Origin of the sequence: Mesorhizobium sp. M2D.F.Ca.ET.226.01.1.1, assembly GCF_004022705.2 — a bacterium.
Lineage (GTDB): Bacteria > Pseudomonadota > Alphaproteobacteria > Rhizobiales > Rhizobiaceae > Mesorhizobium.
This window is the reverse complement of sequence record NZ_RZOY02000001.1, coordinates 737,593-762,678: the sequence shown is the minus strand read 5'-3', so window position 1 is coordinate 762,678 and position 25,086 is coordinate 737,593. Positions and strand designations below refer to the sequence as shown.

Genomic DNA, 25,086 nt, shown 5'->3' with positions numbered 1-25,086 from the left:
GCTATGTCGGACTGGCCAAGGCCGCAGCCCAAGTGACGATGGCAGCGATCGCCTTCAACATGCGCCGATGGGCCGCCATCACGCCATAGGTGCGTCCAGCATCCGGCCTAAGGCCGCATCGCCACCCTCAAACTCCACCCCAAGAGCCAAAACAGAGCGAGACCTCACGGCCAAACCGCTCCGCGCGCTAGGTCGCGATGACTGCGCAACAGGCCCACAAGGGGAGAAGGGGACGTCTGCGCTAGCTCACCTCCGCCGTCCTTCTGCGCACGATCACACCAAGCTCGTCGCCCTCGCGTGCGATGCGCAGGCGCTCTTCGGCTTCGGTCGCCTCACGCTGGCGGTCCCACATCGAGGCGTAGAGGCCGTGCTTGGCGAGAAGCGCGGCATGCGTGCCGCGCTCGGCGATCTGGCCGTCCTTGAGCACGATGATCTCGTCGGCCGAGATCACCGTCGACAGCCGGTGCGCGATGACGATGGTGGTGCGGCCCTTGCTGACGAGGTCCAGCGCCGCCTGGATTTCCTGCTCGGTGTGGCTGTCCAGCGCCGAGGTCGCTTCGTCGAGCATGAGGATCGGCGGCGCCTTGAGGATGGTACGGGCGATCGCCACGCGCTGTTTCTCGCCGCCCGACAGTTTTAAGCCCCGCTCGCCGACCATCGAGCGGTAGCCTTCCGGAAGCTTGTCGATGAACGGACCGATCTGGGCGAGCTCGGCCGCCTTGCGCACCTCGTCCTCGCTGGCGCCGACGCGGCCGTAGCGGATGTTGTAGGCGATGGTGTCGTTGAAGAGCACCGTATCCTGCGGCACCATGCCGAGCACGGCGCGCAGGCTGTCCTGCGTCACATCGCGGATGTCCTGGCCGTCGATCAGCACCTGGCCGCCCTGCACGTCGTAGAAACGGAACAGAAGCCTGGAAATGGTCGACTTGCCGGCGCCCGACGGGCCGACGATCGCCACCGTCTTGCCGGCCGGCACCTCGAAGGAGACGCCCTTCAGGATCTTGCGGTTGGGATCATAGGAGAAATGCACGTCACGGAACTCGACCTTGCCCGGCCCAACCTTCAAAGGCTTCGCATCCGGCTTGTCGACGATCTCCTGCGGCACGTCGAGCAGGTCGAACATGTGCTCGATGTCGGTCAACCCTTGCCGGATTTCGCGGTAGATGAAGCCGATGAAGTTGAGCGGCACCGAAAGCTGGATGAGCATGGCATTGATGAAGACGAAGTCGCCGACCGTCTGGGTGCCGGCCTGCACTTCCAGCGCCGACATGCACATGACGATGACGGTGCCGACGCCGAAGATGAGGCCCTGCCCGAAGTTCAGCCAGCCGAGCGACGTCCAGGTCTTGGTCGCGGCGATCTCGTAGCGCGCCATCGAGCGGTCGAAGCGCTCCGCCTCCATGCGCTCATTGGTGAAATATTTGACCGTCTCGAAGTTGAGCAGCGAGTCGATCGCCTTGGTGTTGGCGTCGGTGTCACTGTCGTTCATGTCACGGCGGATCGAGATGCGCCAGTCGCTTGCCCTGACCGTGAACCAGACGTAGAGCGACACGGTGACGGCGACCACGGCGACGTATCTCCAGCCATAGGTGAAGGCGAAGATGCCGGCCGTCAGCGCGAATTCAAGAATGGTCGGCGCGGTGTTCAGCATGATGAAGCGCACGATCGTTTCGATGCCCTTGGTGCCGCGCTCGATGATGCGCGACAGGCCGCCGGTGCGGCGCTCGAGGTGGAAGCGCAGCGACAGCTCATGCATGTGGACGAAGGTGCGGTAGGCGAGCTGACGCACCGCATACTGGCCGACGCGCGCAAACAGCGCGTCGCGCAACTGGTTGAATCCGAGCTGGATCAGGCGCAGCACGTTGTAAGCGATGACCAGCGCCACAGGCGCCAGCAACAAGGCGGGCAGCGGCGGGGTCTTCGGGCTGTGGGCCAACGCATCGGTCGCCCATTTGAAGAAATAGGGGCCGGCGACCAACGTCACCTTGGCGACCACCAGAAGCAGCGTCGCCCAGGTGACGCGGGCTCTGAGATCGGCGCGCTCGGCCGGCCACATATAGGGCCACAGGTTGCGCAGGGTCGTGAGGGTGCCGGCTTCGGCGGATACGGTCTTTTCGGCCACTAATCTTGCCTTTTGGGTGAGAAGCTGGGGCAGCAGGAGTTGACGAGTTCGATGAGCGAGGCGGAGACGCCCGCAAGGGCGGCATGGTCGACGGCGTAGCGCGAGCGCTGGCGGTCGGCCTCGAAGCGGACGAGCCCGGCCTCGACCAGGATCTTCAGGTGCTGCGAAACGGTCGACTGGGCGAGATCGAGATGATCGACCACCTCACGGCAGGAGCAGCAGGCGCTGGCCGACAGGCGCTTCAGGATCTCGATGCGCGCCGGATGCGAGAGCGCCGCCAGGCGCAGTGCCATGGCGCGGCTTTCCGTGCAGCGGGTCTCGGGGGATTCGGTCATCGTCCATCGCCGATAGACGATGGAGAGTGGGAGGGCAAGCTAGGCGGATGGGTAGAGAGCGGGTGATCTCCCCACTCGAGGGGGAAATGTCGTCGAAGGCGACAGAAGGGCTCGTCTCACATCAATCGCCGACTCTTCTGCCGGCTTAGAGGACGTCGCCGCTTTACGCGCGAGGACCCCCTCTGGCCGCTTCGCGGCCATCTCCCCCTCAAGGGGGGAGATTGGCAGCGCTTACTCCGTCTTCGCCGGCGCGGCGGTCATCTGCTCGCCCATGGCCTTCATATCGGCGGCCTCGCCTTCCTTCGACGTCGAGGGCACCTTGAACACCTGGCCCGGCCAGATGCGGTCGGGATTCCGGATCTGGTCCTTGTTGGCGAGATAGATGGTCGAGAAGCGCGTGCCGTGGCCGTAGACGCGGCGCGAGATGCGCCAGAGCGTGTCGTTGCGGCGGATGATCACGGCGCTGTCCGCATGCTCCAGCTTCGGCGCGACCGTCTCGGGCACGTTGGTCGAGGGCGTCGCCTTGGCAACCTTTGCGGGCGCCTCGGCTGCCGGTGCTGTGGGTTTCGCCGCTTCGGCCGTCGTTGTGACCGTGGTGGTTTCGGCCGGCTTGGCTTCCGTGGCCAGGGACCCAGCGCCCTGGCCTTGTATGAGCTTGGTCTCGGCCGGCTTGGCCTCGCGAGCCTTCGTCTCGCCGGTCTTCGTCTCGCTTGGGGCGACGGCGGCGATCGACTCGCCGGGCTCTCGCTCGAACGGCACGGCGGCGCGGGCGACGACCTTGACGCCGTCATCGTCCAGGCCGTCGACATGGATGGTGTAGCTGCCGACCGGAATATCGCGCGTCGCTTCGATCAGGAAATGCCCATCGGCCGAGGTCTTGGCATCGCCGAGCAGGATAGCGTCGGCATAGGCGCGCACCTTGCGGCCGGGATCGGCCGTGCCGGCGACGAAGATCTTGCTGCCATCGATCTCGACCGCCTCGACGGCGATCTTGGGCTCCGCGCCAGCGGCTGCGGTCGCCGGAGTTTGCGCCTGATCGGTGGCGGCAGGCGCGGTCGCGGCCGGGGCCGTATTGGACGCAGCCGGCGCGGTCGTTGCCGGAGCTTGCGCTGCCTGGTCGCCGGCCGCCGGCGCTGCCGGCTTGGTCTCGGCCTGCGGCACGGTGATCAGCTGCGCGGCCTTGCCGGGCTCCTCGACCATCGCCAGCACCTGGCCGGTCGGACTCTGCGGCACCGAGACGACGGCGGTCTGGGCCGAGGCGATGGCCGTGCCGCCAACCGTCTGGCGCAGCGTGATCGTGTAATCGCCGGGCTTCAGCGGATCGTCGAGCACGATGGCGAAGGCGCCGTCGGGACCGGAATCGGTCGAGCCGAGCACCGTGCCGCCATTCAGGATCTCGACCTTGGCGTTGGGCGCGGCGCTGCCGGCGACGACGATCGAGCCGTTGCCTTCGACGCGCACGACATCGAAGGTCGGCAATGTCGGGCCGGCCGCGGCGCCAGGCACCTGGGCGGCTGGAGCGGTCGCATTGTTGGCCGATGCCATCGTATTGGCGGGCGCCATGGCGTTGTTCGCCGGCGCCATCTTGTTGGCCGGAGCCATGGTATTGCCCGGAGCCATCGTGTTTGCAGGAGCCTGGGGCACGCGGCCCTCGGTGCTCGTGCTCGAGGATTCAGCCGGTTTGGCATCGCCCTGCGGCAGTGCCGCGACCTGCGCCGGCTTCTGGTTGTTGATATAGGGGTCGAGCGCGCCCGACCCGTAGGCGACCGCCGCGACGACGACAACGCCGCCCGCCGCGAACAAAAACGCCTTCGAAGGATTGATAGCCATAATTCTGTGTTGCCCCCTTAGCCACCTAACGCCCGGTCTAGCGTGTTTTCTCCAAGCTCACAAGAAAAAGCCCGTCCGCGGGCTTGACCCCGCCGACCGTCCCTATCACCAATCATCGCCATGAACACGATTCGATCCGTCTGCGTCTATTGCGGCTCGTCTCCGGGCCGCGACGAGGCCTATATCAAGGCCGGCCACACACTTGGCCGCTCGCTTGCCAAATCCGGTTTGCGCCTGATCTATGGCGGCGGCACCAAGGGTATCATGGGCGCCGTCGCCGATGGCGCGCTCAAGGCCGGCGGCAAGGTCACCGGCATCATCCCGCGCTTCCTGATCAACAGGGAAGCGACCGAAACCGCGCTCGACAAGCTCGACGAATTGCTGATCACCGACAACATGCACGAGCGCAAGCACAGCATGTTCGAAAAATCCGACGCCTTTGTGGCGCTGCCCGGCGGCATCGGCACGGTGGAGGAGATCGTCGAGATCATGACCTGGGCGCAGCTCGGCCATCACCGCAAGCCGATCGTCTTCGCCAACGTCAAGGGTTTCTGGGACCCGATGCTGGCGCTGATCGAGCACATGTCGGAGGAAGGCTTCATCCACACCGCGCATCGCGTGAAGCCGCTGGTGGTAAACGACCCAGAAGCGATCGTCGCCGCCATCATGGTGGCCGGATCGTCGGTCGACGCGCCGACGGAGGGGGTAAGGGCGGTGATCGATAAGATGTAGGTTTAGGGGAGTAAGGGAATAGGGGAGTAAGGGAGTATGTTTGGGGCGCCGCAAGCGGCGCGGGAAGTGCTTCCCCTACTCCCCTACTCCCCTACTCCCCTACTGCCCTACCGCCTTCCTCAAATCCCCAATCACCGCCCTCCGGTCATTGCGCCGCCACGCCAGATGGATCGAGACGCTGCGCTTGAACCAGGGCAGGTCACGGAAGATCACGCCCGGAGGTGCCGCGCTGCGCAGGCTTTCCTGAACCGTCGCCAGGCCGAGGCCGGCGCTGACAAGGCCAAGCGAGGTCAAAGGATCGGCCGTCTCGTAGGCGATGTCGGGCATGAAGCCGGATTCGACACAGGCCGCCAGGAATTGCGCGCGGTTGGTGTCGCCGGGCTGGCGCACGACGGTGATCCAGACGCGGCCGTCGAGATGGCCGGGAACGATATCGGCGACACCGGCCAGCGGATCGCCTTCCGGCATTGCCAGCACCAGCGGCTCGCGCCGCACCAGCATGCTTTCAAGATCGGGATCGCCTTCCGGCGCCGCCGAGTAGACGAAGCCGAGATCGAGCACGCGGCTGCGCAAACCCTCGAATTGCGCCGCCGTGCGCCGGCTCCTCAGTTGCAGATGGAAATCCGGCCGCCTCGGCGGAAATCCTTCAGCATGTCGGCGACCAGGCCGGAATGCACCGCGCCCTCGACATAACCGATGGCGAGGCTGCCTGTCGCGCCGCTGGCAAGGCTGCGGCCGAGCTCTTCCAGCCGCGCAGCATTGGCAAGCAGCGCGCGGGCTTCGGCGAGGAAGGCCCTGCCCTCGGCATTGAGATGGACGCGCTGCTTCGCCCGCTCGAACAAAGTGACGCCGAGTTGCTCCTCGAGCTGGATGATCTGCCGGCTCAATGGCGACTGCGAGATGTGCAATTGCTCGGCGGCGCGGCCGACATTGCCGGCCTCGGCGACGGCGACGAAATATCTTATCTGGCGCAGGTCGAGCATTTTTCGCTCCAACAGGTCAAGACCTTGGCGGTCTCAGCTATAGCCTAATCAGTCTTGGACAGTCTGGCCAGTCGGCACGATATCTCCGGGCATCAACCAGCCACACAGGAGTCCGCCATGCAGTTCTTTGCCCTGCTCGCCCGCAATACCCAGAAGTTCAGCGACGCCGACTTCGCGCCGCTGCTCCCGCCCGAGTCCGAACAGCGCAAGACGCTCTACGTGCAAGGCGCGGTACGCCAGATCTGGAACAGAGGCGACGTTCCCGGCACCGGCATCATGTTCGAGGCGGCCGACGAGACGGAAGTGCGCGGCCATCTCGCCACGCTGCCACTGATCGAGGCCGGTATGATGGATATCGCGGCGATCGTGCCGCTCAACCCCTATCCGGGTTTCGGGCCGAAGCGGTGAACGTCAGGGAACCGGGGCTGTCGTGACTGCGACAGTCCTCACAATGGCCAGCTTTGTTTCATCGAAATCCATATGATCGACGGTACGGCGACCAGCAGCGCCAACTCCAGTCCGGCCCTTCTAGCCTTGCCGGCATTTTGCTGTTGCAGTTGTCGCCACACCCGAAATGCCGCGGCAGGAACAAGCAGCGCATAGACGGCGCCCAGTACCCAATAGAGGACCGTGTCGGTCACAGGAATGCCTGCCAGTTTCAACACGCCACCAATCAGGATCATCGGGACCGCGGCGGCAAGGCCTGCCACCAGCCAGGCGGCAAAGGCGATCAGGACGCCCGGAAACGGCGTCGCTGACAGCGCGACAAGCGCTGCCAAAAGGATGAGCGAAGCGATAAAAGCGCGCTGGCTCACGGCCGCATTCTCCAATCGAACACAGCCGGAAGTATCAGTTCGGCCTTAATTGCAAGTAACGGCTGCCGCCGCCTTCTTGGCAGCGCCTACCCGTGACCGAAGAGACGGCCGAAAAGTCCCAGGCGCGCGCCGCCGTAGCGCTCGGACAGCGGGCGGGTGAGCAGGAACTGATCCAGGCCCTCGACGGTCTCCGTACCGCAATAACTGCATCGGAGCGAACGGGCCAAAAGAACGATTTCCTTCAGCACAGCGCGGAATCCCTCGCCATCGATCGGCACGTCTTTCGCCATCCTGAGCTCGTGCGAGACTATCTCCATGCCAAGGAAGCGATAGCCGCGCTTTTCGAGCGCGGCGCGCAGCTTTGCCAGAGACGGCTCAGCGCCCCAGAACTCGAAGCGCGTCGGCCGGATGCGGGCGTCCGCCGCGACTTCCAGCCCGAGATCGCCGATCGCTTCAGTAGGAAGAATGAGCGGCGCCAACGCGGCAAGCGAATGCCGTTCCACGGCGAGCGGAAAGGCCAGCGCCTCTGCGGCCTTGCCGGCTATCTGTTCGAAACCGGCGATGTCTTCGGTCGTAAAGTAGAAATCGCGGCGACCCTCGCCATGCTGCTCGGCGATATAGCAAGCGGGGCAGTTTGCGGCAGCCAGATCCTCGCAGAGCTTTTCGAGGAAAGCGTAGTTACGCTGCGACCCTTTGGGCGTCAGCAGCCCATCGCGCGGCATCAATTCGTTTACGCGCGGCGTGATCTTCAGGCGCAGGACCGGCAGCGATGCGGCGGCGCGCAGCAGCGCCATATTCACCCGCGTGTGGATGAACAGCTCGCCGCCGTCGGGAAGGTAGCGCACCAGGCCGCGATGCGGTTCCGCCTCGCGGATCACTTCTTCCGTCTCCTCGTTGGAGACCTGTTCGCCGGTGACCGGGAATTGCAGCAAGGTCATGCGATCGCCTCAATCGCGGTGGTCTGCCCATCCTGCCAGTTTGTCGGGCCGAGGCCTAGTGGCTTACGGCCAGGCATCCTGCATCGCGTTCACCGACAGCCATGCCATCGCCGGCACCGCGACCAGCAACGCCAGCCGCAGCCCCGCGGATCGCGCCTGGTCGGGTTCCTGACGCTGAAGCCGGCGCCAGATCTGGAATGCCGCGGCAAGGATGAACAGCGCGTAGAAGCCGGCTAGCAGCCAAAGGGCCGTCTGGCCGGATATCGCGATGCCGTTGTTCTCAAGCACCTTGCCGATCAGCATGGCCGGCCCGGCGACGAAGAAGGCGATGGTGATGCCGAACAGGAAGCCGATCATCGCGCCTGGAAAGGACGTCGCCGACAGCGCCACGAGCAGCGCCAGCAGGATGAGCAGGGTGATGAACGCGCGCTGGCCCATGGCCACATTCCCCGATCGGACGCCACGCAATGTACCGGTTCGGCCTTAATTGTAGGTAACGGCAACGACCTGTCTTTCGAGACACTCCGGGCGCAGCTGGCCAAACCTCCTCCCCTTGCCGGAAACGGAACCGTTGCTATTGTCGGCGGGTAGACGCAGTGGGACCTCAATGAGACTTGGCTTTGTCGGCACGGGTGCGTTGAGCTCGGCCATCGTCACCGGGCTGAAATCGCTGCCGGGCGAGACGACGCCGGTGGTGGTCTCGCCGCGCAACGAGGCGATCGCCGCCGAGCTTGCCGCGCGCTATGCGGATGTCCGCATCGCCGCCGACAACCAGGCCGTGCTCGACCAGTGCGACACGGTCATGCTGGCGGTGCGGCCGCAGATCGCGCGCGAGCTGCTGAAGGAGCTGCGGTTCCGGCCGGACCATCACGTGATCAGCTTGATCGCCACCATCTCGCGCGAGGAGATCGCCGGCCTCGTGGCGCCGGCGGCGCAAGTCGGCAAGGCGCTGCCCATGCCGATGATCGCGCGCCTGCAAGGCGCGACGATCATGTGCCCGCCGGACCCGATCGTGGCGGCGTTCTTCGGCAGGCTGGGCGATGTGATCGAGGTCGAGGATCAGGGCGAGTTCGACGCGCTCAGCGTCGTCACCGCCACCTATGCGAGCTATTTCAAATATCTCGACACGATCCACGCCTGGGTGCGCGGCCAGGGTGTGCCGGGCGACAAGGCTCGCGACTACATCACCAGCATCTACAAGGCGCTGGCCGACGCACCGGACACCGCGCCGGACGAAGATTTCATGCACCTTGCGCAGGACTATGCGACGCGCGGCGGCATCAACGAGCAGGTGCTGCGGGAGCTGACCGAGCGCGGCACGTTCGAAGCCTTTGCGGAGAGCCTGGAGCGCGTGCATCGGCGCGTCGCGGGCAAGTAGTCCAATCACTCCGCCGGCGCGAGCCGCAGCGACGGCTTCCGGGAGCTGAGCCGGTCCAAATAAAGATAAACGACCGGCGTGGTGTAGAGCGTCAAACCCTGCGAGACGATGAGGCCGCCGACGATTGCCGCGCAGAGCTGCAATTCCGGCCTGAGCGACTCAGCCAGCACCGGTGAGTTCGACAGCCGTGCGCACGCGGGCAAGCACCTCACACAGCATGTCGTGCATGGCCTTGCGGGCCCCGGCGGGGTCGCCAGCCTCGATCGCTTTCAGCACCTTGCCATGCGCGTCGAGATCGCCCACCGGGTGACCGAACAGCGCGTTGGTGGTCGGCACGCTATACTGCAGCGCCGTGTGGATCAGGGCCGTGAGCGGCAGGAAGAAGCGGTTGCCGGTGGCGGCAAGCACGGCTTCATGGAAAGCGGCGTCCGACAGGACCGGATCGCCCTGGCCGCAGGACGCCGCGCGCATCGCTTCGAAAGCCTCGCGGATGGCCGCGATCTCGTTCGCGTTGTTGCGGCTCGCGGCAAGGGCCGCCGCCTCGCATTCGAAGCCCAACCGCACTTCCAGAAGCTCGATGATGAAATGGCGCGGTGTGGCGCTGGCGCGCAGCCAGCCCAACACCGACGGGTCCAAAAAATTCCAGTCCTTCAGCGGCCGGATGCGCGAGCCGCGCCGCGGGCGGGTGAGCAGCAGCCCCTTGGCCCACAGGATCTTCACCGCCTCGCGGGCGGCGCTGCGGCTGGCGCCGAAGCGGGCGCAAATCTCTTCCTCGCCGAGCAGCGTCGCGCCAGGTGGAAACAGCCCGCCGAGAATCTCGCGGCCGAGACTATTGGTTATCTCGTCCGTCACCGACGCGGTCTGGTTGCCTGCCATTTGTCCCGGCCCGTTTAGTCTGCCAACAACCGGTCGGTGTTACCTCACCGAGCCGGGTCTGTCCATATCATCTGATTTGTCAGATAAATGCAGTTGAAGCCGCCGCGGCTTTCCTGTTAGCTGCGGGAAGAGAAATTCGAGCGAAGCAGCGGAGAGCCGGTTTGTCGCCAACATCCTCGATGCGGGCTGTGGTGCTACGCCAGCCGCTCGACCTCCATGTCGAGGAGCGCGAGACGCCAACGCCCGGTCCCGGCGAGGTGCTGGTGCGCATTGCGCGCGGCGGCATTTGCGGCTCGGACCTGCATTATTTCCGCCATGGCGGCTTCGGCACCGTGCGCATGAAGGAGCCGATGATCCTCGGCCATGAGATCGCCGGCCACGTCGAGGCGCTCGGCACCGGTGTGTCCGGGCCGGCGGTGGGCACGGCGGTCGCCGTCAATCCAGCCAATCCCTGTGCCGTCTGCGCCTTCTGCCGGGCCGGACATCCGATCCATTGCCTCGACATGCGCTTCCTGGGGTCCGCGATGCGAACCCCGCACGTGCAGGGCGGTTTTGCCGAGCATCTGGTCTGCCGCGCCGAAAACGCCGTGCCGCTGCCGAAGGACGCCGACCCCACCGCCGGGGCCTTCGCCGAGCCTCTCGCCGTGACGCTGCATGCGGTCGCCCAAGCGCCGGTCTATGGCAGCCGCGTGCTGATCATGGGCGCCGGGCCGATCGGCACACTGCTGGTGCTGGCCGCGCGCTTTGCCGGCGCGCGCGAGGTGGTCGTCACCGACGTGCAGGACAAGCCGCTGGAATACGCCACGCAAGCCGGCGCCGACCGCACCATCAATGTCGCCACCCACGCCGACGCGATGGACGCCTATGCCGCCAAAAAGGGGTATTTCGACGTCGTCTTCGAGGCCGCCGGCCAGGGCGCGACAGTGGCCAGCGCCTTGCCTATCATCAAGCCGCGCGGCACGCTGGTGACCGTCGGCCAGGGCGCGACGGCGGAGCTTTCGATGTCGATGATCGTCACCAAGGAAATCCAGGTGAAGGGCAGCTTCCGCTTCGACACGGAATTCGCCCTCGCCGTCGACCTGATCGGCTCCGGCCGCATCGACGTCGCGCCGCTGCTCAGCAACACGCTGCCGCTCGCCGAGGCGCGAAAAGCCTTCGAGCTGGCCAGCGACAAATCGCAATCGATGAAGGTGCAAATTGCGTTCGACTGATTATCTCGGCCGCCTCTTCGGCCTCGAAGGCAGACATGCCTTCATCACCGGCGCCAGCCGCGGGTTGGGCCTCGCCTTCGCGGAGGCGTTGGCCGGAGCCGGCGCGCGCGTCACCATCGGCGGCCGCAAGGCCGACGAGCTCAAGGCTGCCGGCGACAGGCTGCGTTCCGAAGGCTATTCGGTGACGGAGACGCTGATCGACGTCACCGACACGCAATCGGTCGATGCGGCAATCGCGGCTTCGGAATCCGGCACCGGGCCGATCGACATCCTCATCAACAATGCCGGCATCCAGCGCCGCGCGCCGCTCGAGACTTTTTCCGACGCCGACTGGGACGCGCTGATGGCGACCAATCTCGACGGCGTGTTCAAGGTGAGCCGCGCCGCGGTGAAAGGCATGATCCAGCGCCGCAAGGGCGTCATCATCAACGTCTCGTCGGTGCAGAGCGCGCTCGCCCGCCCCTCGATCGCGCCTTACGCGGCGAGCAAGGGGGCGATCACCATGCTGACCAAGTCGATGGCCGGCGAATGGGGCCAGCACGGCGTGCGCGTCAACGCAATCGCGCCCGGCTATTTCAAGACCGAGCTCAACGCCGCCCTGGTCGCCGACGAAAAATTCTCGACCTGGCTGACTGGCCGCACCCCGATGCGGCGCTGGGGCGATGTGGAGGAATTGGCGGGTGCCGCCGTGTTCCTGGCATCGGATGCGGCAAGCTTCGTGACGGGGCAGACGCTGCTGGTCGATGGCGGGATCACGAGCGTGTTGTGAGGCGACCGCGTCACACCGGCAGGCTTGTCACACCGGTCGATAGATGCGGCTCGCCCGGCGTGGCCGTGGTGTCGACCTTGGCGCTCGCGCCCGCCCTGCCCTTCATCATCTCGACCAGCACGCGGTCGACCGACAGCCGGCCGGAACCGGCGAGCGCCAGGATGAACATGCCGCCGGCGATCGCCAGGTCCTTCTCGAAATGCAGCAATTCGTTCTGGCTGGCGAAATTGGTGTGGAAGAGGCTTGCCGTCATCAGGCAGAACAGTCCGAGCCCGATCGCGCCGAGCCGTGCCAGTATGCCCAACGCCACCGACAGGCCAGCGCCGAGCTGCAGCAGGATGGTGGCGATGAGCAGCGGCGTGCCGACGCCGAGCGCGGCCATGGCTTTCTGAGCGCCCTCGAAATGCGTCGCCAGTTGCAGTCCCTCATGCACGAAGATCAGGGACAGAAGCAGCCGGCCGGCAAGCAGGGCGACGTCCCTGGCATGCAGATTCTTGACAAGTTCGCTCGGTATCATGGTCGGCTCCAGTCTTTGGAAACAGTGGCCATCACGCGTTCGCGTGGACGCGCGCCCGCGTGCTCGACGTTGAAAGGTCGGAGCCAGCGCGAGGGAGAGGAACGCCGGCTCCGGTTTTCGGGCGCTACCGCCGTGGCGCCCAACAGTTGGTGTTGGCGGGAGAGGTCAGCGCCGGGCCCCTCTCCGGCCTTGCGGCCACCTCTCCCCCACTTCGTGGGCGCGAGGAACAGCAGCGTTACTTCGTCACCTTGGTGTCAATGGCCTGCTTGAGGTCGGAAAGCTCCTCGCAGCCCGACGGGCATAGCTTCTCCAGCGAGGCGAGCTGCTCGTTGGCCTTGGCCATGTCGCCGGTCTCGACATAGAGCTCGCCCAGATATTCATGCGCGGCCTTGTGGTCGGGCTTTAGCTCCAGCGCCTTGGTGTAGTAGGTCAGCGAGGTCTGGTAGTCGCCGGTCTTGCGCAGCGTGAAGCCGAGCAGATTGTAGACGTCGGCCTGCTGGGTGTCCTGCGCCAGGTCGCGCAGGTCGGCCAGCGCGCCCTTGTAGTCCTTGGCGTCGATCTTGGCCTTGACGGCCGTCAGGTCGGGCGCGTCGGCGCCTTCGATGTCGTCCACGGCATAGGCCGGAACGGCGATGGCGATCGGGGCGGCGGTCAAGATCGCAATGGCGCCGAGCACCACGAAAAGTGCGTGTTTCATGGAAGTTGTCGCTTTCTGTTCGGGATCCGATTTGATCAGATCTCGGTTGGGGTGAAGGCGTAGGCGTTGCCGTCCTTGACGAAGCTGCCGGTGCCGGGGAACGGGAAGTGCGAGCCGCAGATGCGGACATTGTCGGCGATCACCTGGTCGATAATCCGGTGGCGCGTGGCGATCGCCATCGGCCCGTCCTGGTCGTAGGCGCCCTGCCATTCGGGGTGTGGGGCAAGCAGCGCCGGCACATACATGGTGTCGGCCGAGACGAGGAACTGCTCGGCGCCGGCATCGACATGGTAGACGGAATGTCCAGGCGTATGGCCGGGCGCCACCATGATGCGGATGCCGGGCATCACTTCGGCGCCGTCGTCGACCAGCTTCCAGTTCTTCCATTTCGGGAAGTTCTCGGCGATGCGCTTGCCCGCCGGCTTGCGGCCCTCGGGCAGCTTGGCGAGGCGGCTGGGATCGGTCCACCAATTGTACTCGGTGGCATTGACGATCAGCTCGGCATTCGGGAACACCGGATCGTTGGTGCCCTTCTCCATCAGGCCCCAGACATGGTCCGGATGGAAATGCGAGATCAGAATGGTGTCGATCGCCTTGTAGTCGATGCCGGCGGCCTTCATGTTGGCCGGCAGATGCGTGGCGTTGGCCTGCCACTGACCGACGCCGGAGCCCGCATCCATCATGATGGTGCGGCCGTTCATCTTGAGCACCATGACGGTGAGCGGGATCGGCATGAAGTCGGTGGTGAGCCCCGCCTTGGCGAGCGCCGCCTTGGTATCGTCGACCGAGACGCCCTTGATGAAGGCCGGGTCATGGGGCTTGCGCCAAATGCCGTCATAGACGGCGGTGACCTCGAGCGAACCGACCTTGTATTTGTAGAAACCGACCAGCGGCTCGACCGGGGTTTCGGCGTGAGCCGCGGGCGCGAATTCCAGCTTGCCGGCAATGCCGAAGGCGGCAGCGGCGGCAGCTGATCCGAGCACCATGCGGCGTGTCATGTTGAACATCAGAAATCTCCTCTTCATGGCTTGCGCGTTTGCTTCAGGGTTCAGGCGGTATGAGAGATTGGCGGAGGGCCCGGTGCGACCCTCCGCCGGCTGCGGAACCGGTGTCGGCCGGTCCGACTGAAGATCGGCCGGCGCCGGGGAGATCAGGATTTCGGCTCCGAGCCCGGCGAGGCGTGCCTTCCCCGCCTAGGATCAGGACCGTCGGTCCTGACTCCTAGCTCAGCGACCCCAGATGCCCTGGCCGGGCTCATCCGCAGCGATCCTGGCGGCCGGCTTCATGTCGTGGCGGGCCATTTCGGATTGCGCGATGGAAGCAGTGGTGGTGGTGTCGACGGCGACAGCCTGCTGACCGGCCGCGACGAAGTGGTCGCTGCCAGCAAAGGCACTGCCGGTGGCAATGAGAATGGCGACTGCGGCGAAGATGGTTCTGTTCATGTTGGTAGTCCTTCCGGGTGGTTGATGCGCGCCTTGGGAGGATGGCCTCGCTACAGCCAAGACCCGGAAGTCCGGGGCTTTATTCCCGGGGCGCGGAAGAATTTTTTGGGGGTCACGGAACCAGGGCGGAGACCGGCAAGGCCTCGGCCGTCATCCGACTGTCACACGCGGGCCGACAGCACGTGCTAGAAGGAGCGCTGGCCGCCCCCGGCGACCCGACCATATCAAGAGCCGGCGAAGCCGCCATGAACATCGCCCTCCCCACCGAAGGCACCGATCTCTCGCCCTATTTGCCTGACGAACACGGGCTGTTCTTCATCTACCATTTCAAGGCCGACGGTTCCCGCACCAAGGACCCCGCCGAGGCGCACTGGACCTGGCGCAGCTACCAGATCACCGACATGCGTGCCCGCCGGGAGATCGGCGCCGAGCGGGCGCTGCCGGCACCGGTGCGCGATGCCTTCCTGTCGCCCAGCCATGGCTGCCAGATCGATTTCGAGGACGACTTCCTCTATGGCGACCTGCCCGACCTCAGGCACGATTTTGCCGAGGCGCGCGGGCTCACCCACTTCCGCTTCGCCTTCAACGACAAGATGCTGATCGGCGCCCGCAAGCAGCCGCTGGAATCGGTCGACAGGATCCGCAAGCTGGTGGAGAGCGGCACGCGCAAATTCCGCGCGCCGGCCGAGCTGATCGAGGCGGTGATGGGCCAGTCGCTCGACGGCATGGCGGTCGAGCTCGACAGGATGGGCGACACGCTTGACGGCATCGAGGACCGCATCGTGTGCGACGCGTGGCACAATGAGCGCCAGGCGCTGGTCGACGCGCGCCGGCAGCTGGTGCTGATCCACCGGCAGATGGCGACGCTCACCAGCCTTTTCCGCCACCTAGACCATTCGCATCGCAACGAGCTGCCGGACACGATCAACGACATGGCCACACGTCTCTCGCACCGGGCGCATACGCTGCATCACGACGGCGAGCAGTTGCAGGCGCGCACCCGCCTTTTGCAGGACGAGCTGATGGCGAAGCTCACCGAGCAGTCGAACCAGCTGCTCTACATCCTGTCGGTCATGACGGCGGTGCTGTTGCCGATGACCATCATCTCCGGCCTGTTCGGCATGAATGTCGGCGGGCTGCCGCTGGTCGACACGCCGCACGGCTTTTGGGTGGTGACGGCGATCTCGGTCGTCATCGCCGGCATCGTTTACAAGATCGTGCGACGGCTGGGGCGGGTGTAGCGCTTCAAGCGGTTGCCCGCAGATCCTCGACTATCGTGCCCGCGGCAGCGACTTCCGCTTCATGGCCGGGTTCGCGCCAGGTCTCGGCGAGGCCGGCCGCATACCATTCGCGCATCGCCGGCAGGTCGAGCAGCCGCTTCGGGTAGGCGGCAGCGGCGCCCTCGAAAGCCAGGCCATAGGACTGCGCCCTGAACGCGACGGGAGCGAAGAAGGCATCGACGGCACCAAAACGGTCCCCGGCCAGGAACGGCCCACCGAAACGCGCAAGGCCGTCGTTCCACAAGTCTCCCATGCGGAAGAGGTCGTGCTTCAGCGCGGCGGACATCGGCAACGGTTCGACGCGCACGCCGCAGCTCATGGGGCAGTCGTTGCGCAGCGCGGTGAAGCTCGAATGCATCTCGGCGGCGGCCGAGCGTGCCCAGGCGCGCGCCTTCGCGTCCGCCGGCCAGACGCCCGGATGGCGTTCGGCAAGACACTCAACGATCGAGAATGAATCCCAGACCGCCCAGCCATCGTCGACCAGGCAGGGTACGCGGCCGTTCGGTGAAAACTGCCTGTAGAGGTCGAAACTTGGTCCATTCGGGAACGGCGTCAGCCGCTCCTCGAAGGGAATGTCGAGGACGCGCATCAGCAGCCATGGGCGCAGCGACCAGGACGAATAGTTCTTGTTGCCGATATGCAGGATGTACATCGGGCGCCCTCCTCTGTTCGACGCGGTTGCGGACGGAAAGCCGTCTCGCACTTTTGCTTATCTCGCAGGCGCCGCCGGGCGGACCTCGCGGCCCCTGAACATCGACCATGAATACATCGCCAGCGCCGTCCAGATCAGCGCGAAGGCGATCGCCTGCGTGGCGCCGAACGGCTCGTCGAAGATCAGCACGGCGATCAGGAACACCATGGTCGGCGCGATATATTGCATGATGCCGATGGTGGACAGGCGCAGCAGCCGGGCGCCGAAGGCGAAGAGCAGCAGCGGCACCGCGGTGATCGGGCCGCAGCCGATCAGCAAGGCCGTGTCGGAAACGGTGCTGGAGATGAAATGATCCTGGCCGGTGGCGATCAGGTAGACGATGTAGCAAAGCGCCGGCACCGAGAGCAGCAGCACTTCGAGCAGAAAGCCCTGGCTGGGGCCGATCGGCAGCGTCTTGCGGAAGAAGCCGTAGGCGGCGAAAGAGAAGGCGAGCGCCAGCGATACCCAGGGCAGCTTGCCTGCCTCGACGGTCAGCACCGAAACCGCGACCGCGGCCAACGCAACCGCCGCGATCTGCAGCCGGTCGAGCCGTTCGCCGAGCAGCACGGCGCCGACGACGACGTTGACCAGCGGGTTGATGTAATAGCCGAGAGCGGTCTCGACGGTGCGGTCGACCGCGATTGCCCAGACATAGATGCCCCAGTTGACCGAGATCAGCACCGCCGTCAGCGCCGCCATGGCAAGGCTTTTCGGCGAGCGGATCGCCGCCTTGAAGTCGGCTGTGCGGCCGGCCCAGACCAGCACGCAAGCCGCGATCGGCACCGACCAGACGACACGGTTGGCGATCACCTCGGCAAGCGGCAGATGCGCCACCGCCTTCATGTAGAAAGGCAGCAGTCCCCAAAGGAAATAGGCGCCAAGCGCCAAAAGGAATCCTCGGCGGGCTTTGGCGTCGTGATCGAGATCGGCTGTCGCTGTGACCATGGCCCAACGCTATGGCCCAGCGGATCGTCCAAGACCATCACAAAATTATGATGGATCAATGGACTTTTGGTGATGGTTCAAGGGGTTGACGTCGCGCCCAGGCGCCTCGACAGCGATGCATGCTCATTTCTGGGCAGGTCTTTTGACAAGCTCGAAGAAGACCCTGTCGGGCGCTCCCTCATCATGCCTGAAGCCCGTCAGCTCCGCCGCCAGATCGAGAGGAATGTCGAAGACATGATCGACATTACTTTCCTTGTCCTGCTTTGAAAACGCCTGCTGCCTCAGCGATTCAAAGGACGCTGGAGGATCGCCCGTGGTGTGGAAATCTCTGATGTTCTTGTCGCCACTATGCCAAACTCGCCAGATGTTCTTTCCGTTGCTCCAGAACTCGGCGCGAGCGAACATTTGATGTTCCTCTACATGCACGACGACCATTTCCCTGCCCTGCGAGAACACCGATAGATAACTGTCGGGAGGGTTGGGAAAGCTACAATAATCCAGGATGATGATCGCCCAGTTCTTATTGCTAAGGTAAGCGCTTATGGGAGCATCGAAATCCTCCGAAGAGTCGCCGACGTCCCTGCCGAACAGGGCCGCGGCGTCCTTAATCTCGTAACCGCGAAAGCCGAACCAGCTTATCGAGAAGCCCACGCGCCCTCACTCCGCCGCCACCAGCCCCGCCATCTCGCGGTTCTTCATCAGCTTGTAGATGATCGAATCCATCAGCGCCTGGAAGGAGGCGTCGATGATGTTTTCCGAGACGCCGACCGTCCACCAGCGGGCGCCGGTGGAATCATGCGATTCGACCAGGACGCGGGTGATGGCCTCGGTGCCGCCGTTGAGGATACGCACCTTGAAGTCGGCGAGCTCGAGGTCGACGATCTCGCTCTGGTATTTGCCGAGGTCCTTGCGCAGCGCGATGTCGAGCGCATTGACCGGGCCGTGGCCTTCCGCCACCGACATCTTCTCCTCGCCATCGACCTCGACCTTCACGATCGCCTCGGAGACGGTCTTCAGATTGCCGTTGGCGTCGAAGCGGCGCTCGACCATGCAACGGAAGGATGTGACGTTGAAGAACTCCGGCAGGCCGTGCAGCATTTTGCGTGCGAGCAGCTCGAAGGACGCGTCGGCGCCTTCGTAGGCATAGCCTTCGGCCTCGCGCTCCTTGACCACCGCGATCAACGCGTCGAGCCGATGATCGTCCTTCGGCACGTCGATGCCGCGCCGCTTCAGCTCGGCGAGGAAATTGGCCTTGCCGCCCTGGTCGGAGACCATGACGCGGCGGCGGTTGCCGACGGCTTCAGGCGGCACGTGCTCGTAAGTCGCCGGCTCCTTGGCAAGCGCGGAGGCATGGATGCCGGCCTTGGTGGCGAAGGCGGAGGAACCGACATATGGCGCCTGGGCTTCCGGCGCGCGGTTGAGCAATTCGTCGAAGGCGCGGGAGAGCCGCGAGATGCCGGTCAGCACTTCGGCCGAAATGCCGGTTTCGAATCGATCGGCGAAGGCCGGCTTCAGCGAAAGCGTCGGAATGATGGAGATGAGGTTGGCGTTGCCGCAGCGCTCGCCGATGCCGTTCAGCGTGCCCTGGATCTGGCGCACGCCGGCCTCGACGGAGGCGAGCGAGTTGGCCACCGCCTGGCCGGTGTCGTCATGCGCATGGATGCCGAGATGATCGCCCGGGATGCCGCCAGCGATTACCTTCTCGACGATGGCGCGCACTTCCGAGGGCTGCGTGCCGCCATTGGTGTCGCACAACACCACCCAGCGCGCGCCGGCATCGTAGGCGGTCCTGGCGCAGGCCAGAGCGTAGTCCGGATTGGCCTTGAAACCGTCGAAGAAATGCTCGCAGTCGACCATGGCCTCCTTGCCGGCCGCGACCGCCGTCTCGACCGAGACCTTGATCGATTCCAGGTTCTCCTCGTTGGTGCAGCCGAGCGCGACGCGGACATGATAGTCCCAGCTCTTGGCGACGAAACAGATGGCATCCGACTTCGACTGCACCAGCGCCGCCAGCCCCGGATCGTTGGAAGCCGAGACCCCTGCCCGCTTGGTCATGCCGAAGGCGACGAACTTTGCCCCTTGCGTGCGCTTCTTCTGGAAGAAGGCGGTGTCGGTCGGATTCGCGCCCGGATAGCCGCCCTCGACATAATCGATGCCGAACTCGTCGAGCAGTTTTGCGATGGCGATCTTGTCCTCGACGGAAAAATCGATGCCCGGCGTCTGCTGGCCGTCACGGAGGGTCGTGTCGAAGAGGAAAAGTCTTTGTTTTTTCATGGCTATAGCTCGAAAAGCTGCGATCCTTCGCGCCCCCCTCTGCCCTGCCGGGCATCTCCCCCACTTGGGGGGAAATTGGACGGCACTTCGGCTTTCGCCAATCTCCAGCGCTGCAGGAGAAACGGCGTGGCCGAAGCTGCTGATCTCCCCCCTTGTGGGGGAGATGGCCGGCAGGCCAGAGGGGGGCGCCGTAGAGCACGAACCTGCATCATTATTTCCCCGCAAACCGATCCGTCGCCCGGATCAGCCGATCCAGAATCCCCGGCTCCGAATAGGCGTGCCCTGCCCCCTCGATGAGGTGGAAATCCGCTTTCGGCCAGGCCTTGTGCAGCGCCCAGGCATATTTCGCCGGGCAAGGCATGTCGTAGCGGCCGTGGACGATGGTGCCGGGAATGTCCTTGAGCTTCCACGCATCGCGCAGCAGCTGTCCCTCCTCCAGCCAGCCGGCATGGACGAAGTAATGGTTCTCGATGCGGGCGAAGGCCACCGCATAGTCGTCCTGGCCGAACGGCGTGCTGGTCTCGGGCTCCGGGAGCAGCGTGATCGTCTCGCCTTCCCAGATGCTCCATGCAAGGGCGGCCTCGACCTGGGCCTTGCGGTCAGAGCCGACCAGCCGCTTGCGGTAGGCGGCCATCATGTCGCCGCGTTCGGCTTGCGGGATCGGCGCCAGAAAACGCTCCCATTTGTCAGGGAACATCTCCGAGACGCCGAACTGATAGTACCATTCGAGCTCGGCGCGGGTCAGCGTATAGATGCCGCGCACGATCAACTCGCTGACGCGATCGGTATGCGTCTCGGCATAGGCGAGCGCCAGCGTCGAACCCCAGGATCCGCCGAAGACAAGCCATTTGTCGAAACCCGCCATCTCGCGCAGGCGCTCGATGTCGGCGACGAGGTGCCAGGTGGTGTTGGCCTCGAGCGAGGCGTTCGGCGTCGACTTGCCGCAGCCGCGCTGGTCGAACAGGATGACGTCATAGAGCTTCGGGTCGAACAGCCGCCGGTGCTTCGGCGAGATGGTGCCGCCCGGACCGCCGTGCAGGAACACGGCAGGCTTGGCGCCCCTGGTACCGCAGCGCTCCCAGTAAATCGTGTGGCCGTCGCCGACATCGAGCATACCCGAATCGAAGGGCTCGATCTCGGGATAGAGCGTGCGCAAAGAACCGGCAGCGATCGTCATAGTTTCAAGCCCTGCTGTGGCCAGTTGGCCGTCTCGTGGTCGGGATGCTGGAAGGAGATGATCTGCTCCTGTCGCCGATAGAAGTCGGGGTCGTCGAGCGTCGGCGCCTCGAATATCTTCTCCACCCAAGGCAGCCGCACCGCGTAGTTAACCTGGATCTGCGGCGCGAGGTCGGAGCGGTCGTCGAAAGCGCCGATGGCGATCTCCAGCGCGCCGGGCTGGCGGTAGGTCAGCGGTGTGCCACAGCGGCGGCAGAAGCCGCGGTCGATGTTGACCGAGGACTGGAAGTAGCTCGGCTCCTCATGGGTCCATTCGACGCCGTCCTTCGGCACCGTCACGAGAGCGCCGAAGAAATTGCCGAACTGCTTTTGGCACATGCGGCAATGGCAGATGGAGGGACGCCCGAGCTTGCCCTTGATGCGGAAGCGCACGGCGCCGCACTGGCAGCCACCGGTTCGAACTTGGTCGGTCATGGTCTTTCCTCCGGCGGCCATTGGTCGGTGTCGTGGTCGGGATGCTGATAGGAGACGAGCTCGGCCAGATAAGGCGCGGAGCCGATATCGGCCATCGTGTCCTCGGACGGCAGTTTCGGTATGCTGTCGACATAGGGAAGTTTTGCCTCGGCGCCCCACTGCACAGTCGGCGCGATACCGGTCGGGTCGTCGAAAGCAGCGATCGCCAGCGCAATGCCGTCCGGCGCCTCGAAAGTCAGCGGCGTGCCGCATTCGGCGCAGAAGCCGCGCCAGGCCGCGCTGGACGAGCGGAAGCGCTTCGGCTCGCCACGTGTCCAGTCGAGCTTGGCGCCGCGCACGGAGACCAGAGGCAGATAGAAATTGCCGCTCGCCTTCTGGCACATGCGACAATGGCAGATCGAGGCATCGCCGAGCCTGCCCTCGACGCGGAAGCGCACCGCGCCGCATTGGCAGCCGCCCGTATAGACCGGCCGGTTGTCGAGGCTCATGACGGACTCCGATTCTTGAAATCACGCCGGATCATGGCAAACCGCCTCAACATTGTTGCCGTCGGGATCGAAGACGAAGGCGCCGTAGTAGTTGGGATGATAGTGCGGCCGCAGGCCCGGCCCGCCATTGTCCTTGCCGCCGGCGGCAAGGGCCGCAGCATGAAAAGCATCGACCTCGGCGCGGCTGCGCGCGGTGAAGGCGATGTGCTGGTGGTCCTTCGGCTTCTCCTTGCCGGCGGTGACCCAGAACACCGGCCGGTCGCGGCCATAGCCGCCGACCTTGGCGCCTCCGGTGTATTCCTGCGGCACCATGTAGAGCAGCGAAGCGCCGAGCGGCGCCATCGCCTTGTCGTAGAACGATTTCGACACGTCAAAGTCGGAAACGGTGATGCCGAGATGGTCGATCATATGACGAGTTCCTCCCTTGGTAGCGCCGGCGCATCGGCCGGGCCGGCCGCGATGACGATGTGCTGGCAGACATTGTCGATATCGCGGATCACGTCGTCATTCCAGAAGCGCAGGATGGTCCAGCCGATCGCTTCAAGCGTCGCGGTTCGCGCCGCGTCAGACGCCGAGACATCGGGCGAAGCATGTTGCGAGCCGTCCAGTTCGATAATCAGCTTCTTCTTGGGGCAGGCAAAATCGACGATGTAGCCAGCTATGGGCATCTGACGCCTAAACGCCATTCCCATCAGCCTATCGGCGCGGACCTCATTCCAGAGCTTCAATTCGGCGTCTGTCATCGCCTTGCGCATCTTGCGAGCATTGCCACGGTTGGCTGGAGATACACGATGATGAGTCATCGCGAGGCCCCCCTCTCTGCCCTGCCGGGCATCTCCCCCTCAAGGGGGGAGATCAGCAGCTCCGCCGACGGCGCCCAATGGTCAACGTCGGCGATTGGCGAAAGCCAAGGCGACATCCAATCTCCCCCCTTGAGGGGGAGATGTCCGGCAGGACAGAGAGGGGGGCCTCGCTCCAACCTCTCCATCATGAGAGCATCCGCCCTCACCGCTTGATCTCCCAGGTCGTCACGCGCTCGCCTGTGACAGGATCCTTGCCGTCCTTCAACTGCACGCCTTGCGCCAGCAGCTCGTCGCGGATGCGATCCGCCTCCGCCCAGTTCTTGGCGGCGATGAATTCCAAGCGTTTGGCGATCGACTTGGCGACGGCGACTTCGTCCACCTTGGCCGCGCCGACATCAAAGCCGAGGAAGGCCAGCGCTGCTTTGAGCGAAGCAGCCGCGCCATTCCCTGCGTCGCCGCCAACCTCGCTCGCCTCGCCGGCAAGCTGCGTCAGCCGTTGGAACGCCGTGTAGGTGGCGAGGTCGTCGGACAGCGCTTCCACCACTTCGGGCGGCAGGTCGTTCGCGGCCGCGGGCGCGAGGTCGGCGGCGCGCTTCCATTTGCGCAGCGTGTTTTCCGCCTCTTCCAGCTTGCGCACGGAAAAGTCGATCGGCTCGCGGTAATGCGTCATCAGCATCGCCAGCCTGAGCACCTCGCCGGGCCAGGTGCGGCCACCAAAAGTCTCGGTCTCCAGCAATTCATGGATCGAATAGAAATTGCCGAGGCTCTTCGACATCTTCTGGCCCTCGACCTGCAGGAAGCCGTTATGCATCCAGACGTTGGCCATCACCTTGGTGCCGTGGGCGCAGCGCGATTGGGCGATCTCGTTCTCGTGGTGCGGGAAGATCAGGTCCAAGCCGCCGCCGTGAATGTCGAAGACCTCGCCGAGATAGGCCGCCGACATGGCCGAGCATTCGATGTGCCAGCCGGGCCGGCCCCTGCCCCACGGGCTTTCCCAGCCGGGCTCTTCGGGGCTCGACAGTTTCCACAGCACGAAATCGCCGGGGTTCTTCTTGTGCGCGTCGACGGCGACGCGGGCGCCCGCCTGCTGCTCGTCGAGATTGCGCTTCGACAATTCGCCATAGTCCGGCATCGAGGCGGTGTCGAACAGCACCTCGCCGCCGGCGACATAGGCATGGCCGCGCTCGATCAATTGCGAAATCAGCGACAGCATGTCGGCCTTGCCGTCGGCGCGGGGCGCGACGAACTCGGTGGCGCGCGGCTCAAAGGTCGGCTGCAGGCAGCCAAGGGCGGCGACATCCTTGTGATACTGGTCGGCGGTCTTTTCCGTGACCTTGCGGATGGCGTCGTTGAGGGAGAGCTTTCCGGCCGCGATCGCCTCGCCGAAATCGCGAAGCGCACGCGCGTTGATCTTGTCGTCGACGTCCGTGATGTTGCGCACATACGTGACGTGGCTTTCGCCGTAGAGATGACGCAACAGACGGAAGAGCACGTCGAAGACGATCGCCGGACGCGCATTGCCGATATGGGCAAAGTCGTAGACGGTCGGGCCGCAGACATACATGCGCACATTGAGCGGGTCGATCGGAACGAACGGTTCCTTCGTCCGCGTCAGCGTGTTGTAGAGGCCGAGGCCCTTCGATGCGTCAGACATGCGTGCCCTTCCGATCCCTTAGATTGGTCGGAGCCTTGTCTGCGCCGCAGGCACAAATCGGGCTCCAGCCTGCTGGCCGGGGCGTTTGTCCACTCTAGGGAAAGATGAGGCGAAAACGTCCGGACCAGCGCGAGGCTAGCCAATAATGCAAATGCCACAAATGGCGAAAGACGTTTTCATGGCCGGCTTTATCGCTCTGGCGGGTGTTGCCGTCAAGTCGCTCCACTTGGGAAAGATGTCGTCGGATCACAGGTAAAGACGGGGCGAAACATTTTATTAAACATGTCGGCACAGTGATGAAACATTCGCCGGCTAGACCGCCAGATGTCACGATTTGGTCGGAATCCGCCGCCAAACGCTGAACACGAAACTGTTACCAGGGAAGAGAATCATGGCTCGCAGCAAGCAGGAACAGAACCGACAAACGCAGCCCGCACTGGCCAACCACTACCGCGCGATCGGCCCGGCGGCGATCGTCGCCGCCCTTCTGCACACCGCGAAGAAGAAGAAGCCCGCGCAGAAGATCGTTTCGCCGCGCGCTGCCTGAAAGGGCACGACGGGCACTGTCCCGACGATGGGGACGCCGGCGATGAGGGCGCCGAAGAGCGCCCTGGAGATGAAGGCCCCAAAGCAGCCTCCCGAGGCAAGCAGCCTTC

General features: G+C 64.8%; 31 protein-coding genes. 7 read left to right on the top strand and 24 right to left on the bottom strand.

Annotated features, from left to right (window positions below):
* Positions 1-241: 241 nt before the first annotated feature.
* The 3 genes from EN869_RS03720 to EN869_RS03710 all read right to left on the bottom strand — a co-directional run bounded on the left by EN869_RS03720 (position 242) and on the right by EN869_RS03710 (position 4,287).
* Complete coding sequence (locus EN869_RS03720) at positions 242-2,122, bottom strand: ABC transporter ATP-binding protein/permease (protein WP_127228466.1); 1,881 nt, start codon at positions 2,120-2,122, stop codon at positions 242-244.
* Positions 2,122-2,457 (bottom strand): metalloregulator ArsR/SmtB family transcription factor, encoded by a 336-nt coding sequence (locus EN869_RS03715; protein ID WP_127228467.1) that lies wholly within the window; start codon positions 2,455-2,457, stop codon positions 2,122-2,124. Before EN869_RS03715 ends, EN869_RS03720 begins: the two co-directional genes overlap by 1 nt.
* 231 nt (positions 2,458-2,688) lie before the next feature.
* The gene (locus tag EN869_RS03710) at positions 2,689-4,287 is read right to left on the bottom strand and encodes a LysM peptidoglycan-binding domain-containing protein (protein WP_127228468.1); all 1,599 of its coding nucleotides are present in this window, start codon (positions 4,285-4,287) and stop codon (positions 2,689-2,691) included.
* 120 nt (positions 4,288-4,407) lie between these two features.
* On the opposite strand from EN869_RS03710, the gene EN869_RS03705 reads away from it, so the two are divergent.
* Positions 4,408-5,019 (top strand): TIGR00730 family Rossman fold protein, encoded by a 612-nt coding sequence (locus tag EN869_RS03705; RefSeq protein ID WP_127228469.1) that lies wholly within the window; start codon positions 4,408-4,410, stop codon positions 5,017-5,019.
* Positions 5,020-5,118: 99 nt separating this feature from the next.
* On the opposite strand, the gene EN869_RS34970 is transcribed toward EN869_RS03705, so the two are convergent.
* On the bottom strand, positions 5,119-5,628 hold the full coding sequence (locus EN869_RS34970; protein ID WP_245489537.1) for a LysR family substrate-binding domain-containing protein: 510 nt from the start codon (positions 5,626-5,628) through the stop codon (positions 5,119-5,121).
* Positions 5,625-6,002 (bottom strand): LysR family transcriptional regulator, encoded by a 378-nt coding sequence (locus EN869_RS34965; protein ID WP_245489523.1) that lies wholly within the window; start codon positions 6,000-6,002, stop codon positions 5,625-5,627. The genes EN869_RS34970 and EN869_RS34965 overlap by 4 nt, the downstream gene beginning before the upstream one ends.
* 117 nt (positions 6,003-6,119) lie before the next feature.
* Here EN869_RS34965 and EN869_RS03695 point away from each other — a divergent pair, with 117 nt between their 5' ends.
* Positions 6,120-6,410: a muconolactone Delta-isomerase family protein gene (locus EN869_RS03695; protein ID WP_127228470.1), complete on the top strand. Its 291-nt coding sequence runs from the start codon at positions 6,120-6,122 to the stop codon at positions 6,408-6,410.
* Positions 6,411-6,448: 38 nt separating this feature from the next.
* On the opposite strand, the gene EN869_RS03690 is transcribed toward EN869_RS03695, so the two are convergent.
* The 3 genes from EN869_RS03690 to EN869_RS03680 form a co-directional block, all read right to left on the bottom strand.
* Positions 6,449-6,817: a hypothetical protein gene (locus EN869_RS03690; RefSeq protein ID WP_127228471.1), complete on the bottom strand. Its 369-nt coding sequence runs from the start codon at positions 6,815-6,817 to the stop codon at positions 6,449-6,451.
* Positions 6,818-6,903: 86 nt separating this feature from the next.
* Positions 6,904-7,755, bottom strand: coding sequence for a hypothetical protein (locus EN869_RS03685; RefSeq protein WP_127228472.1), 852 nt, complete (start codon positions 7,753-7,755; stop codon positions 6,904-6,906).
* Between the two features lie 63 nt (positions 7,756-7,818).
* Complete coding sequence (locus EN869_RS03680) at positions 7,819-8,193, bottom strand: hypothetical protein (protein ID WP_127228473.1); 375 nt, start codon at positions 8,191-8,193, stop codon at positions 7,819-7,821.
* 169 nt (positions 8,194-8,362) lie between these two features.
* Here EN869_RS03680 and EN869_RS03675 point away from each other — a divergent pair, with 169 nt between their 5' ends.
* Positions 8,363-9,133 (top strand): pyrroline-5-carboxylate reductase, encoded by a 771-nt coding sequence (locus tag EN869_RS03675; RefSeq protein ID WP_127228474.1) that lies wholly within the window; start codon positions 8,363-8,365, stop codon positions 9,131-9,133.
* A 5-nt stretch (positions 9,134-9,138) separates the two neighbouring features.
* Here the strand turns inward: EN869_RS03675 and EN869_RS34290 are convergent, their stop codons facing one another.
* Both EN869_RS34290 and EN869_RS03670 read right to left on the bottom strand, forming a co-directional pair.
* Entirely contained in the window at positions 9,139-9,303 is a 165-nt protein-coding gene (locus EN869_RS34290; protein ID WP_167506955.1) for a hypothetical protein, read from the bottom strand.
* The gene (locus EN869_RS03670) at positions 9,293-10,009 is read right to left on the bottom strand and encodes a FadR/GntR family transcriptional regulator (protein WP_127228475.1); all 717 of its coding nucleotides are present in this window, start codon (positions 10,007-10,009) and stop codon (positions 9,293-9,295) included. Before EN869_RS03670 ends, EN869_RS34290 begins: the two co-directional genes overlap by 11 nt.
* A gap of 179 nt (positions 10,010-10,188) precedes the next feature.
* Between EN869_RS03670 and EN869_RS03665 the strand changes: the two genes are divergently transcribed.
* Together EN869_RS03665 and EN869_RS03660 are read left to right on the top strand one after the other, a co-directional pair.
* Positions 10,189-11,220, top strand: a complete 1,032-nt coding sequence (locus EN869_RS03665; protein WP_127228695.1) for an L-idonate 5-dehydrogenase — start codon at positions 10,189-10,191, stop codon at positions 11,218-11,220.
* Positions 11,207-11,989, top strand: coding sequence for a glucose 1-dehydrogenase (locus tag EN869_RS03660; RefSeq protein WP_127228476.1), 783 nt, complete (start codon positions 11,207-11,209; stop codon positions 11,987-11,989). The genes EN869_RS03665 and EN869_RS03660 overlap by 14 nt, the downstream gene beginning before the upstream one ends.
* A 10-nt stretch (positions 11,990-11,999) precedes the next feature.
* Here the strand turns inward: EN869_RS03660 and EN869_RS03655 are convergent, their stop codons facing one another.
* The 4 genes from EN869_RS03655 to EN869_RS03640 all read right to left on the bottom strand — a co-directional run bounded on the left by EN869_RS03655 (position 12,000) and on the right by EN869_RS03640 (position 14,645).
* The gene (locus tag EN869_RS03655) at positions 12,000-12,506 is read right to left on the bottom strand and encodes a DoxX family protein (RefSeq protein WP_127228477.1); all 507 of its coding nucleotides are present in this window, start codon (positions 12,504-12,506) and stop codon (positions 12,000-12,002) included.
* Positions 12,507-12,741: 235 nt separating this feature from the next.
* Positions 12,742-13,203, bottom strand: a complete 462-nt coding sequence (locus EN869_RS03650; protein WP_127228478.1) for a tetratricopeptide repeat protein — start codon at positions 13,201-13,203, stop codon at positions 12,742-12,744.
* A gap of 35 nt (positions 13,204-13,238) precedes the next feature.
* The gene (locus EN869_RS03645; RefSeq protein ID WP_127228479.1) at positions 13,239-14,210 is read right to left on the bottom strand and encodes an MBL fold metallo-hydrolase; all 972 of its coding nucleotides are present in this window, start codon (positions 14,208-14,210) and stop codon (positions 13,239-13,241) included.
* Positions 14,211-14,429: 219 nt separating this feature from the next.
* Positions 14,430-14,645 (bottom strand): DUF680 domain-containing protein, encoded by a 216-nt coding sequence (locus EN869_RS03640; RefSeq protein ID WP_127228480.1) that lies wholly within the window; start codon positions 14,643-14,645, stop codon positions 14,430-14,432.
* 245 nt (positions 14,646-14,890) lie between these two features.
* Between EN869_RS03640 and EN869_RS03635 the strand changes: the two genes are divergently transcribed.
* On the top strand, positions 14,891-15,886 hold the full coding sequence (locus tag EN869_RS03635) for a transporter (RefSeq protein ID WP_127228481.1): 996 nt from the start codon (positions 14,891-14,893) through the stop codon (positions 15,884-15,886).
* 4 nt (positions 15,887-15,890) lie between these two features.
* Here the strand turns inward: EN869_RS03635 and EN869_RS03630 are convergent, their stop codons facing one another.
* The 10 genes from EN869_RS03630 to cysS all read right to left on the bottom strand — a co-directional run bounded on the left by EN869_RS03630 (position 15,891) and on the right by cysS (position 24,430).
* Entirely contained in the window at positions 15,891-16,577 is a 687-nt protein-coding gene (locus EN869_RS03630) for a glutathione S-transferase family protein (protein ID WP_127228482.1), read from the bottom strand.
* Positions 16,578-16,634: 57 nt separating this feature from the next.
* A complete protein-coding gene (gene rarD, locus EN869_RS03625; protein ID WP_127228483.1) occupies positions 16,635-17,561 on the bottom strand; it encodes an EamA family transporter RarD in 927 nt (308 codons plus the stop codon).
* 123 nt (positions 17,562-17,684) lie between these two features.
* Positions 17,685-18,212, bottom strand: a complete 528-nt coding sequence (locus EN869_RS03620; protein WP_127228484.1) for a hypothetical protein — start codon at positions 18,210-18,212, stop codon at positions 17,685-17,687.
* A gap of 6 nt (positions 18,213-18,218) precedes the next feature.
* Positions 18,219-19,835, bottom strand: coding sequence for a citramalate synthase (gene cimA / locus EN869_RS03615; RefSeq protein ID WP_127228485.1), 1,617 nt, complete (start codon positions 19,833-19,835; stop codon positions 18,219-18,221).
* 211 nt (positions 19,836-20,046) lie between these two features.
* Entirely contained in the window at positions 20,047-21,012 is a 966-nt protein-coding gene (gene pip / locus EN869_RS03605; RefSeq protein WP_127228486.1) for a prolyl aminopeptidase, read from the bottom strand.
* Complete coding sequence (locus tag EN869_RS03600; protein ID WP_127228487.1) at positions 21,009-21,485, bottom strand: GFA family protein; 477 nt, start codon at positions 21,483-21,485, stop codon at positions 21,009-21,011. The genes pip and EN869_RS03600 overlap by 4 nt, the downstream gene beginning before the upstream one ends.
* On the bottom strand, positions 21,482-21,973 hold the full coding sequence (locus EN869_RS03595) for a GFA family protein (RefSeq protein WP_127228488.1): 492 nt from the start codon (positions 21,971-21,973) through the stop codon (positions 21,482-21,484). Before EN869_RS03595 ends, EN869_RS03600 begins: the two co-directional genes overlap by 4 nt.
* 21 nt (positions 21,974-21,994) lie before the next feature.
* Positions 21,995-22,381: a VOC family protein gene (locus EN869_RS03590; protein ID WP_127228489.1), complete on the bottom strand. Its 387-nt coding sequence runs from the start codon at positions 22,379-22,381 to the stop codon at positions 21,995-21,997.
* Positions 22,378-22,776, bottom strand: coding sequence for an endonuclease domain-containing protein (locus EN869_RS03585; RefSeq protein WP_127228490.1), 399 nt, complete (start codon positions 22,774-22,776; stop codon positions 22,378-22,380). The genes EN869_RS03590 and EN869_RS03585 overlap by 4 nt, the downstream gene beginning before the upstream one ends.
* A gap of 202 nt (positions 22,777-22,978) precedes the next feature.
* Entirely contained in the window at positions 22,979-24,430 is a 1,452-nt protein-coding gene (cysS, locus tag EN869_RS03575) for a cysteine--tRNA ligase (RefSeq protein ID WP_127228492.1), read from the bottom strand.
* Positions 24,431-24,821: 391 nt separating this feature from the next.
* Between cysS and EN869_RS03570 the strand changes: the two genes are divergently transcribed.
* Positions 24,822-24,977: a hypothetical protein gene (locus tag EN869_RS03570; RefSeq protein WP_127228493.1), complete on the top strand. Its 156-nt coding sequence runs from the start codon at positions 24,822-24,824 to the stop codon at positions 24,975-24,977.
* Positions 24,978-25,086: the final 109 nt, after the last annotated feature.

What these genes read in the sequence shown, in the direction of transcription:
- EN869_RS03705 (WP_127228469.1), top strand. Translation starts at nt 4,408, where the DNA reads ATGAACACGATTCGATCCGTCTGCGTCTATTGCGGCTCGTCTCCGGGC.
- EN869_RS03570 (WP_127228493.1), top strand. Translation starts at nt 24,822, where the DNA reads ATGGCTCGCAGCAAGCAGGAACAGAACCGACAAACGCAGCCCGCACTG.
- EN869_RS03595 (WP_127228488.1), bottom strand. Translation starts at nt 21,973, where the DNA reads ATGAGCCTCGACAACCGGCCGGTCTATACGGGCGGCTGCCAATGCGGC.
- EN869_RS03590 (WP_127228489.1), bottom strand. Translation starts at nt 22,381, where the DNA reads ATGATCGACCATCTCGGCATCACCGTTTCCGACTTTGACGTGTCGAAA.
- EN869_RS03635 (WP_127228481.1), top strand. Translation starts at nt 14,891, where the DNA reads ATGAACATCGCCCTCCCCACCGAAGGCACCGATCTCTCGCCCTATTTG.
- EN869_RS03715 (WP_127228467.1), bottom strand. Translation starts at nt 2,457, where the DNA reads ATGACCGAATCCCCCGAGACCCGCTGCACGGAAAGCCGCGCCATGGCA.
- EN869_RS03675 (WP_127228474.1), top strand. Translation starts at nt 8,363, where the DNA reads ATGAGACTTGGCTTTGTCGGCACGGGTGCGTTGAGCTCGGCCATCGTC.
- EN869_RS03600 (WP_127228487.1), bottom strand. Translation starts at nt 21,485, where the DNA reads ATGACCGACCAAGTTCGAACCGGTGGCTGCCAGTGCGGCGCCGTGCGC.
- cysS (WP_127228492.1), bottom strand. Translation starts at nt 24,430, where the DNA reads ATGTCTGACGCATCGAAGGGCCTCGGCCTCTACAACACGCTGACGCGG.
- EN869_RS03685 (WP_127228472.1), bottom strand. Translation starts at nt 7,755, where the DNA reads ATGACCTTGCTGCAATTCCCGGTCACCGGCGAACAGGTCTCCAACGAG.
- cimA (WP_127228485.1), bottom strand. Translation starts at nt 19,835, where the DNA reads ATGAAAAAACAAAGACTTTTCCTCTTCGACACGACCCTCCGTGACGGC.
- pip (WP_127228486.1), bottom strand. Translation starts at nt 21,012, where the DNA reads ATGACGATCGCTGCCGGTTCTTTGCGCACGCTCTATCCCGAGATCGAG.
- EN869_RS03630 (WP_127228482.1), bottom strand. Translation starts at nt 16,577, where the DNA reads ATGTACATCCTGCATATCGGCAACAAGAACTATTCGTCCTGGTCGCTG.
- EN869_RS03640 (WP_127228480.1), bottom strand. Translation starts at nt 14,645, where the DNA reads ATGAACAGAACCATCTTCGCCGCAGTCGCCATTCTCATTGCCACCGGC.
- EN869_RS03680 (WP_127228473.1), bottom strand. Translation starts at nt 8,193, where the DNA reads ATGGGCCAGCGCGCGTTCATCACCCTGCTCATCCTGCTGGCGCTGCTC.
- EN869_RS03695 (WP_127228470.1), top strand. Translation starts at nt 6,120, where the DNA reads ATGCAGTTCTTTGCCCTGCTCGCCCGCAATACCCAGAAGTTCAGCGAC.
- rarD (WP_127228483.1), bottom strand. Translation starts at nt 17,561, where the DNA reads ATGGTCACAGCGACAGCCGATCTCGATCACGACGCCAAAGCCCGCCGA.
- EN869_RS34965 (WP_245489523.1), bottom strand. Translation starts at nt 6,002, where the DNA reads ATGCTCGACCTGCGCCAGATAAGATATTTCGTCGCCGTCGCCGAGGCC.
- EN869_RS03710 (WP_127228468.1), bottom strand. Translation starts at nt 4,287, where the DNA reads ATGGCTATCAATCCTTCGAAGGCGTTTTTGTTCGCGGCGGGCGGCGTT.
- EN869_RS03650 (WP_127228478.1), bottom strand. Translation starts at nt 13,203, where the DNA reads ATGAAACACGCACTTTTCGTGGTGCTCGGCGCCATTGCGATCTTGACC.
- EN869_RS03655 (WP_127228477.1), bottom strand. Translation starts at nt 12,506, where the DNA reads ATGATACCGAGCGAACTTGTCAAGAATCTGCATGCCAGGGACGTCGCC.
- EN869_RS03665 (WP_127228695.1), top strand. Translation starts at nt 10,189, where the DNA reads ATGCGGGCTGTGGTGCTACGCCAGCCGCTCGACCTCCATGTCGAGGAG.
- EN869_RS03645 (WP_127228479.1), bottom strand. Translation starts at nt 14,210, where the DNA reads ATGTTCAACATGACACGCCGCATGGTGCTCGGATCAGCTGCCGCCGCT.
- EN869_RS03585 (WP_127228490.1), bottom strand. Translation starts at nt 22,776, where the DNA reads ATGACTCATCATCGTGTATCTCCAGCCAACCGTGGCAATGCTCGCAAG.
- EN869_RS03670 (WP_127228475.1), bottom strand. Translation starts at nt 10,009, where the DNA reads ATGGCAGGCAACCAGACCGCGTCGGTGACGGACGAGATAACCAATAGT.